Here is a 17,717-nt window from a genome sequence, read left to right on the forward strand (position 1 = left end):
CAGAATAGTTTTCAATGATTTTCAGGAGAAGCGCAATGACAGTAAGAAGGATGATACTCTGCATGGTGCTGATCATAGCAATACCGCTATGGGCAGAAGCCGGGTTTTCAAGAACAGAAATTGAATTGATCGCGAACAAACTTGAAGGAGCCGATATACCCTCGGAATTTGTTTACAGAACTCTTGCAGACGAGCGTCTGGAAAAACTGGACATCGTGGTGTCCCGTAATGTTTTTAATCAGGAATCGCAACGGGACTATGAAAGTTTCACCAATGGATATTCCCTGCATGTTGCCCGACGATTTTACAAAAAATGGCATTCGAAATTAACACAGGCCAGTCAACGCTTTCAGGTGGATCCGCATGTGATTGTGGCCATTCTGCTGGTTGAAACCGCGTTTGGTCAATTTCCCGGCCAGTTTCCTGTCATCTCCGTGTATGCGTCCATGGTTCTGGCTTATGAGGAGTTGCGACTGGAACAACAGGAAATAGGGATTCCACCAGCCCTTTCAGAGCAGGATGCGTATTTTGAAAAACGTCTGAAAACCAAGGCAACCTGGGCATTGGAAGAACTCAGATCCATTCTCTTGATGGGTTCTCTCAAGAATATTGATATTCTCAATTTAAGAGGGAGTTACGCGGGAGCGTTCGGAGTGCCCCAGTTTATTCCGTCAAGCTATCTGAGTTGGGGTTATGATGGAAACCATGATGGTCATGTCGATCTGTTTCAGATTCCAGATGCTATTTATTCGGTCGCGAATTATCTGAGCGAACATGGTTGGAAAGGGACTGAGCTGACTCGTGCTGAAAATTATGAGGCTGTTTTGGGCTATAATTACAGCAGGATTTATGCGGATACGGTCATTCAGGTCGCAGGGAAGTTGAAGAAAAAAACATTATGAAACCGGTGGCCTGCCATCAGGCAGAATAACAGCCTGGATCCAGGCAATGAGTTCCACGTAATAATCATCGACACCAATGCCACGGCGTTTGTGTTTCCAGTGTTTCAGATACCAATCCTGTAACATGGCGATCAGAAAACTGACCGTGATGGAGGGATTCTGGATTTTGAAAATTTCCTGTGTCATGCCTTCCTTCAGGCATGTTAAAAAAATGTTCTCAATAAAAAATTCCCCGTCAATCAGTCGTTCCCGTCGAGCCTTGCTGAAATGCTGGCTTTCCATGTGAGTCACATAAAACCAGGGTTGAAGCAACTCTGTCAGATAGAGGTGCATGCGAATGTTCCATTGTAGTTTTTCCCAGGCGTTGACGTGAGATTCCCCGGAGTTCATAAAAATCTGTTCGACCATGGCCCTTCCCTGCTCCTGAATCATTTCCAGCAATTCTTCCTTGCTCTGAAAATAGGAATACAGCGATCCCAGACTCATGCCGGTGGCTTCACTGATATTGCGCATGGTCATGGCATGAAATCCCTTACGGATGCTTAACTTCAGCACTTCATCAAAAATGTGGATCAGATTTTTGATAGCAATGTCTTCATTCCGGATTTTGATTTTATCCCGGTTTTTCAGATACACTTCCCGGGCCAGTGTCTTTTTGAGCAACTCGGGACGTGAGGCAAACGCGTCATAGGTGAGCGGATTCATGCGGAATTCCGTTTGTTTTTGCGTCGACGCAGGCTGGCAACGATGCCCATCAAAAGAAGGGTTCCAAACACTCCAAGCAGAAAAGTAACTGTGGGCCGGGCATTATAATCCGTGTTCCACCACATGATGAATTTAAACAAGTATTCCTCCAGGGTGCTCTTCACAATGCTGTGTGTGGAAACCAGTGTCATCAGATAATCGGAGATCATACTGATTTCATGTGGAGGCAAATTGGGATGAGACGGGGGCGGTTTCGTTGTTTGAAATTGCGGATCGGTCAAATAAGTTTGAATCCAGAGTTTGACCGAAGCTTCAGCAGGTTGAGTCAGCAACTGCTGGCGTAAGGCCATGTATTTGGAATAAGGTTCCTGTTGAAGGCTTTGCATCTCTTCGAGTTGCTTGCGGTATGAGGTGGACTCAAGTCTTGTCTGGATGATGGAAACAAGTCCATCCAGCGCAAGGCCTTTGTTGTCACCAATACCATTCACACTGTGGCATTTGTAGCATTTGCGCGCCTGAAACAATTGAGAGCCGGCGAGTTTGCTTTCATCAGAAGGTTTTCCTTCCTGACGGACCAGTTTGAAAATCGTGGTTTCACCCGAAGGGTCAGGGAACATTCCTGCGAAATAGATCCCATCAGGCCCCTCTGCCGCGGGAACCAGTAATTGACGGTAATTCCCATGAAACCAGACCAGATGTTCCGGTTTTCCCTGCATGCCATAACCCTGTTTGACCGGATAGCTGGTCAGCATAACCTTACCGGCGTGAGATGGACCCATTTCAGAAGGGGTTCCTCCTTGTGTCACCACCAGGCGATTCTGCCAGTAAGGGAACCGGGTGTTTTTTCCCAGATACATCATGCCGGCCGGGCCGACGGAGCCGTACCAGATCCAGAAGCCATCGCCTTTCATGCTTTCATTGGTTCCATCCCACAGATAATTTTTTCCGGGCAAGGTCTCAATCAGCCGGTCACGGTTGGGGCCGTTGTCGGTGATGTAAAGGGTGTTGTTGTCATCCAGTGCCGGACCAAACGGATTGCGGAATCCATAAGCATAAATGTAGTTGGCGATAGAGTGCGGGTCCAACGGATTGTAAAACGGATTATCCTGAGGTGCTGAAAAATCCAGGTTCATTCGCAGCATCTTCCCATTGGGATTATCCAGTCCCTGCGCTTTGTGTGACGCATGCCCATCACCGACACCGACATAAAGCTTGCCATCGGTGCTGATCACACACTTGCCGATCTGATGCGAGATTCCAGATTCATCCTGATCGAAAATTCGGGTGAATTCTGTGAATTTTTTGGGTTTCAGACCAAACGCACGGGTTTCATGTTCAAAGCGCACAATTTTGTTATAGATCAGTCCGTTTCTGAAATAAATAGTGGTGGCAAAGATATAACCGGTTCCGGGATCAAGGCAGAGTCCGGCAAGGCCCAGTTCAGCGTTCATGTGAGGCAGTTCAGAGGGGGGGCGGTAAGCATTGACGTGTTCCTGATAGACATAAATGCTACGGTCATTGGTCACGACCTTGATGGTTCCCCGCAGTTCCGTGACATAATACAGCGGATCTTTGGGGTCCGGGCCCGGATTGGGCACAAACATGATTTCTACAGGAAAGGCCCAGCCTTGTGTATCAGCGACAATGGCATGATCCTTGACGGTGCCCCAGTCTTCCACGCCGTTACCCGTGCCTGCACACGGAAAAATAAACAGCAGGATTAAAACGAGTAGCCCTTGTTTCAACATAGGATTCATATAAAAAAAATTAAAAAATTTCATGAGAGCCACTCAAGATTTTTGAAAGGGTGTCGATAAGAAGTGTAATGAGAGCGATTACTTTCAGCATCAACCCGAAACCCTAACTCCAAGAGGCATTATGAAACGACTGAACAATTTCCCTGTAGAACGTCTTTGTATCCGAACACGTTGCGCGCATCGATTGAATGCGGAAGAAATGCTGATCCGCCGCGGAATGTGATTTGACCATATTTTTTACAAGCATCAAGCCAACGGATGACCTTCGCTGGCTTGAGGTGTTTTAAATCACTTCGCCAAACAGCGCAAACAGTTGAAACAACCCTGCGCAAGCCCCCAGAACAGCACCGACCGCAATCAAAATCCATTCATCCTGCTCAAATACCGGATGCAGAATCCGTTCAAATTCAAGAGGTGTCAAACTTTTCATGCGTTCACACAGCACCTGACTGACATTCATGGATTCCTCCATGTAGGGATGGAAGGCTCTGACCGTATCAGGAAGCGTCTGGACCACTTTATCACACGCCATGTTTTTCAAATCAATATATCCTTTGGTGGTTAAAACCAGTTGGAACAGAGGCTTGACCAGTCCAGCATAGTTATCGACCATGTGTTTGACATTGTGATGCACAATCTGCAGTACTTTGGCGGAATGGGTTCCATGAAGAATGGCATCCAGAATACGTTGCGGAGTCAACACCTTGCTCGATACCATCTTCCCATATTCCTCGGCCACTTCAGGTTGTCGTTTCAGAAACACGCCCTGAAAGGTAAAAGGTCCAACTTTTTTGGGTTCAATCGGTTTGAACACCATTTTTAAGGCGAGCCAGTTGGTGGCATATCCCACAAAGGCACCTGCCAGAGGTAGAATCCACCAGGCTTTGATAAAAAACCAGATACCCATCTGGAGCAGACCAAACAGAAATCCAAAATGAAATCCGGAATGTTCAATGAATTTGAATTCCCTGGATCCAACACGGAGAAACATTTCATTGCCCAACGCTTTGTCATCCATCAGGGTCCGGATGACCATCTGCTTGACATCAAACAAATCTTCAATGTTATTTTTCATTTCAGTCAGAACCTGCATGAACACCTCAGGCAGATCCCGTTGAATCCTGCGGAATACTTCATCCTTGACCATTTGCGGCACAGATTCCCAGAACGTGGGAGCGCTGTTTTCCATGATATCTTCAATCAGATATTCCGGCATGGTCTCCAGTTTATGGGCCATATGCTGTACTGCCAGGGAAGGATCAAAGTTTTCAAATAATTCCTTCACACTGATCAAGCGTGGAACCATGATGTCCACGGATAACGCCGCCATTTTTTCTGATTTTGCCGGAATGATCCCCTGCCAGCCGAGATATGGCGGATAACCGAAAAAATCGATAGGATAAAACATCATTTTAATGGCAACCACGTTGGTTCCCCAGCCCACAATAGCACTAATGAAGGGCATGCTGGCATACAGCCAGAAGTCTTGGGTTTGCAGAAGTTCAGTGAACTGCTGAAATAAAGTGATCATGAGTCAGTCCGGCAACAAGTCAGGATCATTGATAAGTACCCGAGCAAAAGTTTTTTAACAATAATAGGGAACCAGAAAAAAATGGTTAAAGATTTCTGGTCGGGTACTTAACCCGGTTTTATCCAAGATTTGCCCAGATGGTGCAGGGGGCACCATCCAGCTTGTCAATGAACAAGGGAGAAACCAGCATGTTATTGAGAATGGTCTCCTGTCCCACAGGTTCCAGATTCATGTCTTCCAGAACCATTACAGGAAATGAATGATTCAAAAAAGCTCGATGTGCGGCCCGTCCAATATCGCGATGAGCAAAACTGGAAAGAGAAATCACATCAAAGCCCAGAAATCTGATCTTTGGAAACTGATTACGCAGCCAGTCCGACATTTCCGGATGAAATCCGGGAGGACTTTTCCAATAGTTTTCTTCATGGCGTCGTGCATGCCATCCGGTTACGATCAGGACCGCTTTGGCATTGGGTTCCACAATTTCAGCAACGTTCAGCGCGAATTCGAGATGTTCCGGGGTGCAGACTTCAGCGTCTTTCAGGGGAATCCGTAAAACCTGAACAGGCGAACAGAACCAGAAATCATGAGCGTAATCTGTCAGCGTTTCACCATCCTGCCTGAAATGCGAGGGACAATCCACATGAGTGCCAAGATGGTTGGAAAAGGATAGTGTCGCGGTATTGCAACTGTCCCCATTACACATTTGTTTGTCGGGTGTGATCACGGCACCTGTCCCATTGCCATAAGCGGGCGTCCGGGCACCGAGGGGATAACTTAAACAGAGCATGCATACCTCACGATAGAGATTGAAAAGAAATTGTCTGTGTTTCAATTGAGTGGCACAGACAGCAGGTTATCGCAAGGCGGGATTCAGGGGAAGAAAAATGAGGACGGATACCATCAGAAATTTCTATTGCGTGGGGGGCGTCTCCGGCGTTTTCTGGAAGCGGAAATATTTCGAGGTGGAACATGATGAATGATGGTATCCTCTTCATCATCGTCCTCGTCCTCGTCCTCCTCCTCTTCTCGAATAACGTACTTGGAACTGGGCGAATGCTCGGTTGCCATGCCGCTAGTAAACAGTAAGAGGGGAAGGCCTACCGCAAATATGGCACCTGCGACAATACCCGTTCCAATTTCCATCCCCGGGATAAGAGCGTATAACAAATAACCAATTCCCACTCCAAATAAAATTAGAAGACTACTGACTATTGCTACAAAGACCAGAATCGGTATGATATATTGCATTTTAACCTCACAAACATTCAGGTTTTCAAAAAAGTAACGAATGACATTTTTCGGGATGTTCAATGAACTGATTTTACGAATCGTTCAAGCAAAATATTCTTAATAACCGCTTGCGTTTCGCCTATTCTCAAAACTTTCAGGGTCTTGTAGACGGCCCTTGGTTCTCCGTTTGGGATAAGGATCACCGGACGATGCATGTCATTCATCTGATTCAACAAATCGGAGACTTTTGCGTTGAATGTTTTAAAAGGGATTTTCTTGCTCAAGGGCAAGGATCGTTACCAGGATATCCGTTAAAGTGAACAAGACAAAATAACCTTCATTGGGTTCAAGTCCTGTTAATTCCATTCCGGATATCCTGACCGTGTATACAGGTGGATCCTGATGAATGGTTTGGACATCCGCCTGAGATTCCGCATCCACTTGTAATGCCAGGCATCGTGCCCGGATACGCTCAAGGTGTGAGGTTTTCCCCTGTTGTTTTAAATGAATCAAGGTTGCGATGGCCTGCTGATCATAAACCAGCCTTCTGATGTTATGACTCATACTGATTTAACAGTGCGTCGAGTTCTTCATCAGAAACAAGTCCATCCGTATTTCCCGCATGAATGACTTTAGCTCTGACAATCGCCTTTCGGTACTGTAAATCCTTCCATGCTCGATACATTTCCTGAAATAATTCATAAGGAACCAAACTTGAAATGGTTTTTCCATTTTTTGTCAGAAAAATCAGCTCATCAGTTGCCACAATTGCATTCAAATTTGCTTTTGCTTCTGAAACAGTTTTAAACATGATCACCTCATCAAGAAACAAGATTGTAACAGTTTTAATAAAGACTAAAATTTTGACTATTTTTTGTCAAGTTGGCGATGCTATGAACAAAATAAACAAAAAAATCATACAGGTTTTTTCTGGAGGCGGTTGTTGTGGACCGGTTTTTCCTTGAGCATCCTCAGCATTTCCGCAATGGAGCGTTCCAGTTGCGGATCTTTGCCTTTGGCGTAATCCTGAGGGAAGCATTCCACCTCAATGTCGGGTTCAACTCCCACATTTTCAATGCCCCAACCTGAGTTGTGAAACCACATGGAAAACTGGGGTTGGGTGGTCAGGGAACCATCCACCAGATGATACTGGTTATCAATGCCGACAACGCCGCCCCAGGTGCGTTTGCCAATCAGCGGACCTAATTGCAACGTTTTGAAACTGTAACAGAACATATCGCCGTCAGAACCGGAAAATTCATTGGCCAGTGCGATCAGATGCCCTTTCATGGTGTGATAGGGATAGGTTTCAGAGGCACCCCAACGTGGCACATCATAGCCCAGATGCCGGTGCGTCAGTTTTTCCAGAATCAATGGAGAAACAAATCCGCCTGAATTGTAGCGCACATCAATGATGAGTCCTTCCCGGTCTGTTTGCGCAAGATACGCCCGATGAAATTCAGCGATGCCTTCACTCTGCATGTCGGGCAGATGGATATAGCCGACTCGTCCCTCCGTCGCTTCCATGACTTTGCGATAGTTGTTTGTGACCCATTCCCGATAACGTGCCCGCTGATCCCGTCGCAGGGTTTGAACAAAAACATGCCGGACTTCCGCCTTTTTATCCGGACTTTTAATGGTGAGCATTACATTTTGTCCAGCCTGATTGACCAGTAATTCTTCAGGCGAAGTTTGACTGTTGATCGGCGTGCCTCCGATTGCCAGTAGCAAATCGCCTTCCTTGATTCTCAAGCCGGGTTCACAGAGCGGAGAATGTTCATTTTTTCGCCACACATCGCCCCGGTAGATCTGTCGAATGACATACGCCTTATGTTTTTTGCTATATTCCAGATCTGCCCCCAAAGATCCGATAGGATAAATCGGAGGTACATGGTAATCACCGCCATATTCATAGGCATGGGAAGTTCCCAGTTCTCCCTGCATTTCCCAGATGATATCCGAAAGTTCTGACCGACTGCCCACCCGTTCCAGCAACGGAAAATATCGTTGATAAACCTGATTCCAATCCACGCCGCCGAGGGTTTCGGTCCAGAAGAATTCTTTCTGAAGCCGCCATGATTCCTGAAACATCTGCCGCCATTCCGCGGGATAATTGATGGAAATCCGGATACGGTCCAGATCGATCCATCCGGTTTTTCTGCAAGGATATTCAGGGCCATCTTCGGAAACAACCACACCGGCTTCGACCACCCTTACTTCATGGGACGATAAATACAGCAGGGTGTTTGCGGCAGGTCTCAATTCAATATCCCCAACGTCTCTGGCCAGGATTTCCGCTTCCTGCTTTTCCAGGTCGTACCCCCACAGAATCCCATCTTCCAGGTCTGTTTCAAAGGCGGGGTCTTCGAGATCACCGGTCATTGGAAATTCGGTAAAGAGAATTTTTCCGGGCAAACCGACCACCTGCCCATAAATGCTTTCTGCCATGGGAAATTCAATGATTCTGTGTTCAATGCCTTCCAGATCGATCTTGATTTTGGTGATCGATTTTTCCTCAGGTTCTGCTTTTCCTCGTTTTTTCTTTGTTGATTTTGGTGATTTTTCATTTTGTGCCGCATCTTCCTCCTGTCCACGTTCCTTGCCGGGGGCGTAGGGTTGTGGATTGAAGGGACTGGTGATGTCATCTCTCAAGGTGATCAGATAGGGTTTGATGGAGCGGGTGAATACCGCCGCATATTGTACTGTGTCCCAGATGGGATTGTAACTTCTGGCGGAAAGGAAATAGAGCCAGCGTCCTTCCGGATCAAAGGACGGAGCAAAGTCATACCGGACAGGATGCGTGATCTGATGGCTTTTGCCGGTTTCCAGATTGAGTAGAAAAATCGCTGTCAATTCCAGACTCAGCGGTTTGCAATAGGCAATCCAGTTGCTGTCTGGAGAAAACACCACATCCGTGATTTCCTTGATGGGGGACTCATCCACTTTTTTACATTTCTGATTTTCCAGATTCAACAGATACAGATCCATGCGGCTGGTGGTGAACGCAAGCAGATTGGCTGAAGGTGCGCACACAATGGTTTGAACCCTTCCCGGCGGCAAGGGAATCAGCATTTCCGGTTCCACTGCCGGGATTTCTGAAAAAACAGCCAGGCATTCCTGATCTCCCTGCTGATCAGAGACTGTGACCAGTTTTCCATCAGGCATCCAGGCGATCAGGCGGTGTCGCACACCGTCGCGGTGTCCATACTGAACGGCCGCGTCTTCCCAGAGCGGCATGGAAAACAGTTTGCCTCTGGAGGTGACCGCAATTTTGTGTCCTTGAGGATGCAGGTGCACTTCTTCCAGATAATCCACGCCATACACAAATTTTCGTTGCAGGCGTGTTTTGGGTGAATGCCACTGAATGGGGATCTGCCAGTGTTCATCGTGTTCCAGATTCATGGCCCACAAGTCGCCTCCTGCCTGATAGACCAGATGCTGTCGGTCGGTCTGGACTCCTCTGACATAATAATTTTCCTGATGGGTCATTGCGGTGATTTCAGTTCCGTCAAGACCGCATCGGTAAAGATTCCCCATTTGTTCATGGTCTGAAACAAAATAGATATGGTCACCGATCCAGAACGGCCGGACCGGATTGCCTGGAAGCGCCAGTTTTTCAAATTTATTTTTACCGTTACGGTCAAGCCACACTTCACCCACGGTTCCGCCACGATAACGTTTCCAGCGAAAATTGCTGATGGCGTTGCGTCCCAGCACACAGCCCTTGCCATTGCCAGACTGATGCATGAACGTTGCCGGGCCAAAGGGCAGTGGTTCCACAGGGCCGCCTTCCAGAGAAACCTGATACAACTGGGCATCATCGGCACGATGTACCGCCTGATGGGCGCTTTGAAAAATGACCGATTGACTGTCGGGGGTCCAGCCCACCACATAACGGGTTTTACCAAGATACGTCAGCCTGAACAGGGGACTGCCTTCAGCGGAAAGGACATAGACATCGGTTCCACCTTCTTCGGAGGCACAACAGGCGATCCAGCGTCCATCAGGAGAAAACACAGGCGAAATGATTTCACCGCGTCCGCTGGTGAGTCTGTGGGCTTTCCCACCCCGAAGTTCCACTGTCCACAAGTCGTCTTCTCCCAGGAAAACCACTTGATCTTGAGAAACGGTTGGACTACGAAAATATCCCTGTTGCAGCACATCTTTTTTCAATAGCACTCCTTTCGATAAATTCACCTTGAATTCCACTGACACGCAAACCACCAGAAGGCAAATCCTCCGCCGGGCTGGTGTCATCACACTGTTTACCTTGATTTCCAGAATTTTGGGAGCTGTTCGCGATCTGGTGATCGCTCATGTATTTGGGGCGGGTTTGGCAACCGACGCATTTGTGCAGGCGTTTACGATTCCCAATGTTTTTCGCCGCTTGACCGCGGAAGGGTCCATGACCCTGGCCTTCATACCACTTTACACCGAAATACGGGAAACCCAGGGGAGGGACAAGGCAAAAATCTTTGCCCAAAAAGTTATGGGACTGGTGTTCTGGAGCACGTTGGGCATCAGTCTGGCGTGTATTGTCTTCAGTCCGCAACTGGTCTATCTGTTTGCCGCTGGCTTTGCGGATACACCGGAACAGTTTGATCTGACGGTGTGGATGACCCGGCTGATGTTTCCATACCTCATCATGATTTCTCTGGTTGCCTGGGCCATGGGGGTGCTGAATGCTGAAAAAATCTTTGCCGCGCCAGCCGCCGCGCCGATTCTGCTCAATGTTGCCATCATCGGTTTTGCGCTGGGAGTCGCCCCTTTGCTGGAGGTGCCCATCATTGCTGTCGCCTGGGGTGTTCTGGTGGGGGGGATCGCACAGGTGATACTACAGATTCCATCGCTGAGGAGTATCAAACAATCTATTCGTCCGATTGTGTTCTGGAACGATCCTGAGGTGTCGAGGCTGCTCCGGTTGTTGGGACCGTCTATTTTCGGCATTGCGGTGTATCAGATCAACATCATCATTTTACGCAACATTGCCAGTTTCCTGCCTTCAGGACAAGTGACCTATTATTACAATGCAAACCGTCTGACCGAATTGGTGCTGGGCGTGTTTGCGGTGGCGTTCGCGACCGCGACGTTTCCAGAACTCAGTGAACATACGGCTCAGACGGATTGGGTCAAGATCCGCTCAACCGTCAAATGGACCATCAAATCCATCCTGTTTATTATTTTACCGGCCACTGCGGGTTTAACCGCCGCGGCTCAGCCGATTGTTGCCATGCTCTATTTACATGGTGCCTATTCTGTGTCTGATGTCACTCAGACTGCAACGACTCTGCAGGCGTTTGCGGTGGGAATTCCGGCGATCGCGGTCATTCGTGTGCAGATTTCACTGTGCTATGCGCTGAAAGATACCCGAACGCCAGTGATCATCTCATTGTTCACCATGATCATCACCGCCTTGCTTGGCTGGTGGTGGAGCAAAACCCATGAAGTGGTTGGACTGGCCCTGGGACTATCAGTCGGAACCTGGTTTCAAAGCCTGTCCTTGTGGGCAACCTTGCGGAGAGAACCGGAACTTCGAGAGGGCTGGTTGCCGATGACCGCCATTTTCAAGTACACGCTGGCATCCTGTGGAATAGGGGCCTTGGCATGGTATGCGAGTTCCTTCGGTGATTGGGATCGCGGACCTTTTTCACTGGAAAACTGGGCACGATTCAGTGGCATTCTGGTTGGTGCGGTTGTGTTATATCCTGCCTTGCTGATTGCATTGCGCGATACCACCACACAGGAATGGCTGAAGTGGTTCAAGAAAAAACTGCGGAAAAGTTCAGTGTAGCGCTGTAAAAACAGGACCAACTGTTCAACATCCGGTTATTTAAAAATGGAATTAATTTTTTCGTCAAGGGTTTGCTGGGTATAAGGTTTTACCACATAATTGTTCACTCCTGCACGAATCGCCGCAATGACATTTTCAGGGAGTGCTTCCGCAGTGACCATGAGAAAGGGGAGGTCTTTGAATCGTTCATCTTTTCGAACTTCCTTGAGTAATTCCAGTCCAGACATTTTCGGCATATTCCAGTCTGCGATCACAAAATCAACTCGTTCATGTTGGAGTTTGATCAGGGCGGCTTCGCCATTATCGGCTTCTATCACATTGTCATATCCCAGTTTTCTCAGGGTAGATCTCATGATGGCTCTCATTTTTGTGAAATCATCTACAATGAGAATTTTCATGTCTTTGCTGGTAGGCATATCCTTACAATTAATAAAAATTAATAAATATTCTGTGATGGTCTCATGTTTGTGAGGCGATGACTTGTTATGTCAGTGCGACTGAATACTTCAGAAAGTATACTTACTGAAAAAATCGTCCAGAAACAAATCCAACCGGCTTTTAATATCATTTTCTATGACCATATTGGCATATTGTTTGGTGGGAAGAATATGGGTGTAATATGCGGGACGAACAAAAGTAAAGTATTGATTCAAGGTATATTCAACATCAGCGGTTCTTTCCTGATGATCTCTCAGGATTCGACGTCCAAGAGCAACATCCGGCGGACTCTCCAGATAAAATGAATAGGTGAGAGATCCACGCAGACTGGGAGACATCAGCACATACAACCCCTCAATGATCAGAAACTCTCCGGGGATCAGTTTGGTGGTAGTTCGCTTACGTTTCCCTGTTCCATATTCATACATGGGAATATGTGCGGGCACGCCTTCAGACAGGTCCTCCAGCGCTTGATGAAAAAGTTTGAAATCAAAAGCGGAAGGGATATCAAAGTTATATTTTTCCATAGGAATGTGATCAGGACGTTCCTGGTAAAAATTATCAAGAGCAATGATATTCGATTTGGGTAGACGTTCCTGCAGATAGTGCGCGAACAAACTTTTTCCACATCCGGAACCTCCTGCTACCGCAATAATTTTCATGGCTGTATATCCTCTATTTGATCAAAGTGTTCAGAATACCTTTTTCCAGGTAGGATTGAATCCAGTTGGCAATGTTCTCATCCTGAGCTGGTTCTGTCATGCGTGGAATCATGCCCCAAACCCGTAGGGATGTCTGTTGTTCCAGGGTGAGCCATTGATAATGAAGCAAATCCGCATGGTCGCAATTGTTCCAGTTGTTCAGAATAATTCCTTTGACAGGCAGTTCTTCATGTTTCATGATTTTGAGTTGCGCAAGTGTTTCTGCCAGCGATGATTCGCCAATATCGGTGATCCACAATATGGAAGTTGCCCACTGTCGTATCACATCAAGTTCGGTATGTGTTTTGGTGATGGGGAGACACAAGCCACTCAATCCTTCAGTGATCAGGATCGGGTAACGCTCCTGAAGCATTTTCCGGTAGTTTTCCAGAACATCCATCTTGATTTCCACACCATCCCGTTGCGCGGCAAGAACAGGGGGGTAATTTTCATTCAGCATATAGGGATTGACCAAATTCTGATGTTCAGTCATCCGGGAGGCGTGATAGAGTAGTTCCGCGTCTGTGGAAACATCGTTGGCGTTATAAATGATGTGCCCTGTATCGACTGGTTTCCAGGCGCCAACAATGGTTTTGTCCCGTAATGCGGTAATGATCCCTCGTGCGATAAATGTTTTTCCGACAGTCCGATGAGAACCACCAATGTAGATTAGTTGTGTCATTCCTGTTTTTCTCCACTGAGAATCAGATTGTTTCTTAGGTCGGTGATTTCCTTGTATTCTTTTTCAATCAATTCTTTTGTCACATCCTGAACGGTGATGTAGGATCGGGAAGGCATGTCCGTCTTGTCGGAGGCCTGTTGCTGTTTTTTCATTTCTTCCTGCTTGAGATATTCCACGACATTCACTGTTTCACCGTCAACTTCAATGGTGATATCCTTCAGTTCCTCTGCGGTAAATCCTGCATCTTGTGCCACTCGGACTAATTCTTTCATATCCCGGATTAATTTTTGCCGTTTTTTCTCTTCTTTTGTTGCGGCATTTTCCGTGATATTGATTTCGTTGGACTGGGCATGAACCGGTTTTACAGGCAGAAAACCATTAAAAAAAATTAAACTTATCAAACAGATAATAATTCTCATCATTTTTATCAACCTGAATATGTATGGAAAATGCATTTCTTCAATCAGTTAAGCCTACGGTTCTGTTCATGCAAATGATACGCAAATTCTGGTAGAAAATTATTTTAGAGGTCTCATGACTGTCAAGTTCCTCCAACAAGGATTGTATCGCGGTCTGTTTGTTGTATTTTCCCTCATGGTGATACAAGGTTGTGCTGATAAGGCTCTGATCCGTCAATCTGCGCTCCAGTATTTCAAGGAAGGCAACGCCGCGTTTGATGTACGTGATTATAACGCCGCAATATGGCATTATGTTCGGGCCATCAATCTTGATTCCACCACTCCTGAATTTTATTATAACCTCGGATTGGTTTATTATGAAATCGGAAATTATAAGGAATCTCTGGACGCGTTTGAAAATGTGTTGCTCATGATTCCGGAGCTTCCAGACACTCATTACAACATGGCTCTTGCATATAATAAATTATACAACAGTGACAAGGCGAACGAACATTACAATCAATATCAGGCGATGTTGAGTGTGCGAATGGCTCAGGAAGCCGCGGCAAGACAGAAAGAATCCCAGACTCAGGATGCTCAGAACCCAAATCAGGATTCCGGCAGTCAGGTTTCAGCGGCATCTTCTGGAACAACTGGAGAATCAAAGCCTTCAGAGAAAAAATCCCCTAAAAAACCACGAAATCTGGATAACAAAACGACACCTCCCAAGAAAAAAGTTTAAGGAAATTGTGATCCGTTAAAAATCTGGCAAGTGTTGCGGTATCCCTGTAAAAACACCCTCGTCTTTTTCAAACCCGCAATTTTCACTTCTTGTCCCGATTTATATATGACCACAATAACCCGCAACTATGTCCATCAGTTTGATTTGAAATACGGCTGTAATCCGCATCAATCGCCGTCCGCGATCTTCAGTTTAGCCGATAGCAATCTTCCCTTTCAAATATTAAATGGCAAACCAGGGTATATCAATTTGTTGGATGCGTTGAACGCATGGCAATTGGTTAGAGAACTGGACAAGCTTCTTGATGCGCCAGCCGCGACATCGTTCAAGCATGTCAGTCCGGCCGGCGCGGCTGTAGCTGTGCCGCTGTCTCCTGTTCTTCAGCAGGTATATGAATGCGCAGGGCAGGAATTGTCACCGTTGGCAACAGCCTATATTCGGGCCAGAGGGGCTGATCCCATGTCTTCTTTCGGCGATTTTATCGCCTTGAGCAGGGTTGTGGATGAAGCCACCGCTCAGGTGATTAAAAGCCAGGTTTCAGATGGTGTGATTGCACCCGGATATGAGCCCAAAGCGTTGGAAATTTTAAAATCAAAAAAGAATGGCGGGTATGTTGTGCTCCAGGCCAATCTTGAGGCCACTGCTCCAGAACAGGAATATCGAGAGGTGTTTGGTGTAGTGTTTTCCCAGCGTACCAACCACATAGAGCTGAATTCTAAAAATCTGCTTGAAAATGTGGTCACAAAGGCAACCTCCATTTCGGAGACTGCGCGTCGAGATTTGATTCTGGCCGCGGTAACCATCAAATACACCCAATCCAATTCTGTCGGCTATGCGCTGGATGGACAGATGATTGGCATTGGCGCTGGACAGCAAAGCCGGATTGACTGCACAAAACTGGCCGGTAAAAAAGCCGAAATGTGGTTCTTGCGCCAGCATCCCAAAGTTTTGGAGTTACCGTTCAAAGCGGATGTCAAGAAAGTGGATCGGGTCAATGCCCGGGTGCTGTTTATTGAAAATGAAATGACAGATCGTGAGCAGGCAACCTGGCAGGAAAATTTTGTGAGTTTGCCAAATTTCCTGACCTCTGAGGAACGGCTTGCATGGATCAGCTCCATGAACGGTGTCAGTCTGGCTTCCGATGCGTTTTTCCCGTTCAGAGACAATATCGACCAAGCCTCCAGACGTGGTGTAAGTTATATTGTTCAGGCTGGTGGCAGCGTGAGAGATGACGATGTGATACAGGCCGCCAATGAATATGGCATGACCATGGCGTTCTCCAAAATCCGTTTGTTTCATCATTAATTCGTCGCTGTCTCTAAATTCAAAAATGTGTCATCTCGACCAACAGGAGAGATTTTGAACTTTGTAAAATCAGTATCTTAAAAAAATTTTAAGATACCTCACATACATTCGGGATGACACAAAAACACATTTTTGCGACAGTAACGAATTTTTTATAAAAATTTGAGCCACAGGTATTATGTTTAGGCGATTGATATTAATTTTGATTTTGTGCTGTCTCGTTGTGGGAACGGCGTTGGCACAAGAAACCATCAGTATCAATGATGAATTATTTGACCGCTTTTATCGGGCATCTGTGACTGAAACCACAACGACTCCGGGACATTTAGCGCTCAATCTTTTTTCCAGCAGTGATGTGTTTTCTTCAGGGGTGCTCGCGGAATATCCTGTGTTTGGCACAAACTGGATTTTGGCACCGAGCGTAGCTGTGTTGTCATACAAATACCATGTCCCTGGTTTGGGCGATGTTCCCGGATTGAACCAGGCACTGGGTTTGAATTTTTATATGCGTCCTGTCAGATTGAATATCTACACGGGGTATAATGTGCGTGAAGGAAAGAATGTGCCGATGGGAGACCTTCCTTCTGGTGTGACCCTTGAGGATTTCAAGGATGAATCCAAGGGGGCGCCGTATTTGTATTTTCGTTGGAGGCTTGGGAGATGGGATACACTGCTGGATCTTAATTTTGCCTCAGGCTCGCAGGAGGTCGCAAAAACCTACCTGTTGTCTTTGCTGGAGTTTTACTCAGGCTGGAAAGCTGGTTTTGTGTTTGACAGAGTTTATTCCACCATGGAATATGCTACGGCCAGTGATCCAATGGAAATTGCACTGGAATATTATCAGATTGCTGGTGTTTTAAGGAAGGATTTCGCACTGTCTTCCGGGGTGGCAAAAAAAGAGACAGGGCCAGAAACAGAAAGTCCCTTTGGAGGTTATTATTATTTTAAATTTGGTGAATACTTTGGTGTGAATCCAAAGAATGAGGAAAGTTTTGAAAAAAAACTGGGTTCCGGGACCAATTTTTTAATCATGGAAATGTCATACTGGTACACCATGGGAATCTGTTTTAATGAAGATCATGGAACGGGGTACCGGTTTGGGGTGAATTACGCGATTGGTGGAAACACAACTCAAACGTCAGGGACATCTGGTGATAATTCGGGGTTCTATGACAATAAAAAATTCTGGGTCACCTTTACGTATCAAAACAACTATATCATGGAAAATGTCTTTGGAACCCGTATCGAAGCCGCATCATGGCTGTTGGGTCTGAGTTATAATTGACTATAAGGAACAACAATATGGAACTAATTGTTACTGTCCCCGATACTTTTTATTCCATGTCTTTAATAGAGCAAGAACGTACTATTCTGAAGGTTTTGGAAAAACAAAAAACAACGAGACAAACCTTGATTAAGGTACTTCAGACCCTTCCGGAAACACACACGGATTTAACGGAAGAACAACAACTGGCATTGGTGGATTCCGTCAGGGAAGAAATCTACCAGAAAAAGCATGAATCATGAGAGTT

At 46.4% G+C, this 17,717-nt stretch carries 18 protein-coding genes; 6 read left to right on the plus strand and 12 right to left on the minus strand.

The window, feature by feature from the left end; genetic code table 11:
• Positions 1 to 35: 35 nt before the first annotated feature.
• Positions 36 to 902, plus strand: coding sequence for a lytic murein transglycosylase (locus HQM11_01955; GenBank protein ID MBF0349760.1), 867 nt, complete (start codon positions 36 to 38; stop codon positions 900 to 902).
• On the opposite strand, the gene HQM11_01960 is transcribed toward HQM11_01955, so the two are convergent.
• The 8 genes from HQM11_01960 to HQM11_01995 form a co-directional block, all read right to left on the minus strand.
• Positions 897 to 1,607 carry a TetR/AcrR family transcriptional regulator gene (locus HQM11_01960; GenBank protein MBF0349761.1) on the minus strand — a complete coding sequence of 237 codons (711 nt, stop codon included), beginning with the start codon at positions 1,605 to 1,607 and terminating at the stop codon, positions 897 to 899. The genes HQM11_01955 and HQM11_01960 overlap by 6 nt on opposite strands.
• Positions 1,604 to 3,355 (minus strand): PQQ-dependent sugar dehydrogenase, encoded by a 1,752-nt coding sequence (locus HQM11_01965; GenBank protein MBF0349762.1) that lies wholly within the window; start codon positions 3,353 to 3,355, stop codon positions 1,604 to 1,606. Before HQM11_01965 ends, HQM11_01960 begins: the two co-directional genes overlap by 4 nt.
• 292 nt (positions 3,356 to 3,647) lie before the next feature.
• Complete coding sequence (locus HQM11_01970; protein ID MBF0349763.1) at positions 3,648 to 4,895, minus strand: DUF445 family protein; 1,248 nt, start codon at positions 4,893 to 4,895, stop codon at positions 3,648 to 3,650.
• 118 nt (positions 4,896 to 5,013) lie between these two features.
• Positions 5,014 to 5,685: a cyclase family protein gene (locus tag HQM11_01975; GenBank protein MBF0349764.1), complete on the minus strand. Its 672-nt coding sequence runs from the start codon at positions 5,683 to 5,685 to the stop codon at positions 5,014 to 5,016.
• Positions 5,686 to 5,798: 113 nt separating this feature from the next.
• On the minus strand, positions 5,799 to 6,146 hold the full coding sequence (locus HQM11_01980; protein MBF0349765.1) for a hypothetical protein: 348 nt from the start codon (positions 6,144 to 6,146) through the stop codon (positions 5,799 to 5,801).
• A gap of 243 nt (positions 6,147 to 6,389) precedes the next feature.
• Positions 6,390 to 6,692: a hypothetical protein gene (locus HQM11_01985; GenBank protein MBF0349766.1), complete on the minus strand. Its 303-nt coding sequence runs from the start codon at positions 6,690 to 6,692 to the stop codon at positions 6,390 to 6,392.
• Positions 6,682 to 6,939 (minus strand): hypothetical protein, encoded by a 258-nt coding sequence (locus HQM11_01990; GenBank protein MBF0349767.1) that lies wholly within the window; start codon positions 6,937 to 6,939, stop codon positions 6,682 to 6,684. Before HQM11_01990 ends, HQM11_01985 begins: the two co-directional genes overlap by 11 nt.
• A gap of 104 nt (positions 6,940 to 7,043) precedes the next feature.
• Entirely contained in the window at positions 7,044 to 10,301 is a 3,258-nt protein-coding gene (locus HQM11_01995; GenBank protein ID MBF0349768.1) for a PDZ domain-containing protein, read from the minus strand.
• Between the two features lie 25 nt (positions 10,302 to 10,326).
• Between HQM11_01995 and murJ the strand changes: the two genes are divergently transcribed.
• Entirely contained in the window at positions 10,327 to 11,919 is a 1,593-nt protein-coding gene (murJ, locus tag HQM11_02000; GenBank protein MBF0349769.1) for a murein biosynthesis integral membrane protein MurJ, read from the plus strand.
• Between the two features lie 35 nt (positions 11,920 to 11,954).
• Here murJ and HQM11_02005 read toward each other — a convergent pair whose 3' ends face one another.
• From HQM11_02005 to HQM11_02020, 4 genes are all read right to left on the minus strand, one after another.
• Entirely contained in the window at positions 11,955 to 12,335 is a 381-nt protein-coding gene (locus HQM11_02005; protein ID MBF0349770.1) for a response regulator, read from the minus strand.
• Between the two features lie 90 nt (positions 12,336 to 12,425).
• Positions 12,426 to 13,019, minus strand: a complete 594-nt coding sequence (locus HQM11_02010; protein ID MBF0349771.1) for a uridine kinase — start codon at positions 13,017 to 13,019, stop codon at positions 12,426 to 12,428.
• A 13-nt stretch (positions 13,020 to 13,032) separates the two neighbouring features.
• The gene (bioD, locus tag HQM11_02015) at positions 13,033 to 13,740 is read right to left on the minus strand and encodes a dethiobiotin synthase (protein MBF0349772.1); all 708 of its coding nucleotides are present in this window, start codon (positions 13,738 to 13,740) and stop codon (positions 13,033 to 13,035) included.
• Positions 13,737 to 14,141 carry a hypothetical protein gene (locus tag HQM11_02020; GenBank protein MBF0349773.1) on the minus strand — a complete coding sequence of 135 codons (405 nt, stop codon included), beginning with the start codon at positions 14,139 to 14,141 and terminating at the stop codon, positions 13,737 to 13,739. Before HQM11_02020 ends, bioD begins: the two co-directional genes overlap by 4 nt.
• Positions 14,142 to 14,274: 133 nt before the next feature.
• On the opposite strand from HQM11_02020, the gene HQM11_02025 reads away from it, so the two are divergent.
• The 4 genes from HQM11_02025 (at position 14,275) to HQM11_02040 (ending at position 17,712) form a co-directional block, all read left to right on the plus strand.
• A complete protein-coding gene (locus HQM11_02025) occupies positions 14,275 to 14,880 on the plus strand; it encodes a tetratricopeptide repeat protein (GenBank protein ID MBF0349774.1) in 606 nt (201 codons plus the stop codon).
• A 105-nt stretch (positions 14,881 to 14,985) separates the two neighbouring features.
• Positions 14,986 to 16,185 (plus strand): phosphoribosylaminoimidazolecarboxamide formyltransferase, encoded by a 1,200-nt coding sequence (locus tag HQM11_02030; protein MBF0349775.1) that lies wholly within the window; start codon positions 14,986 to 14,988, stop codon positions 16,183 to 16,185.
• 235 nt (positions 16,186 to 16,420) lie between these two features.
• On the plus strand, positions 16,421 to 17,470 hold the full coding sequence (locus HQM11_02035; protein MBF0349776.1) for a hypothetical protein: 1,050 nt from the start codon (positions 16,421 to 16,423) through the stop codon (positions 17,468 to 17,470).
• A 17-nt stretch (positions 17,471 to 17,487) separates the two neighbouring features.
• Positions 17,488 to 17,712, plus strand: coding sequence for a hypothetical protein (locus HQM11_02040; protein MBF0349777.1), 225 nt, complete (start codon positions 17,488 to 17,490; stop codon positions 17,710 to 17,712).
• Positions 17,713 to 17,717: the final 5 nt, after the last annotated feature.

Source organism: SAR324 cluster bacterium, assembly GCA_015232315.1.
Taxonomy (GTDB): domain Bacteria; phylum SAR324; class SAR324; order SAR324; family NAC60-12; genus JADFZZ01.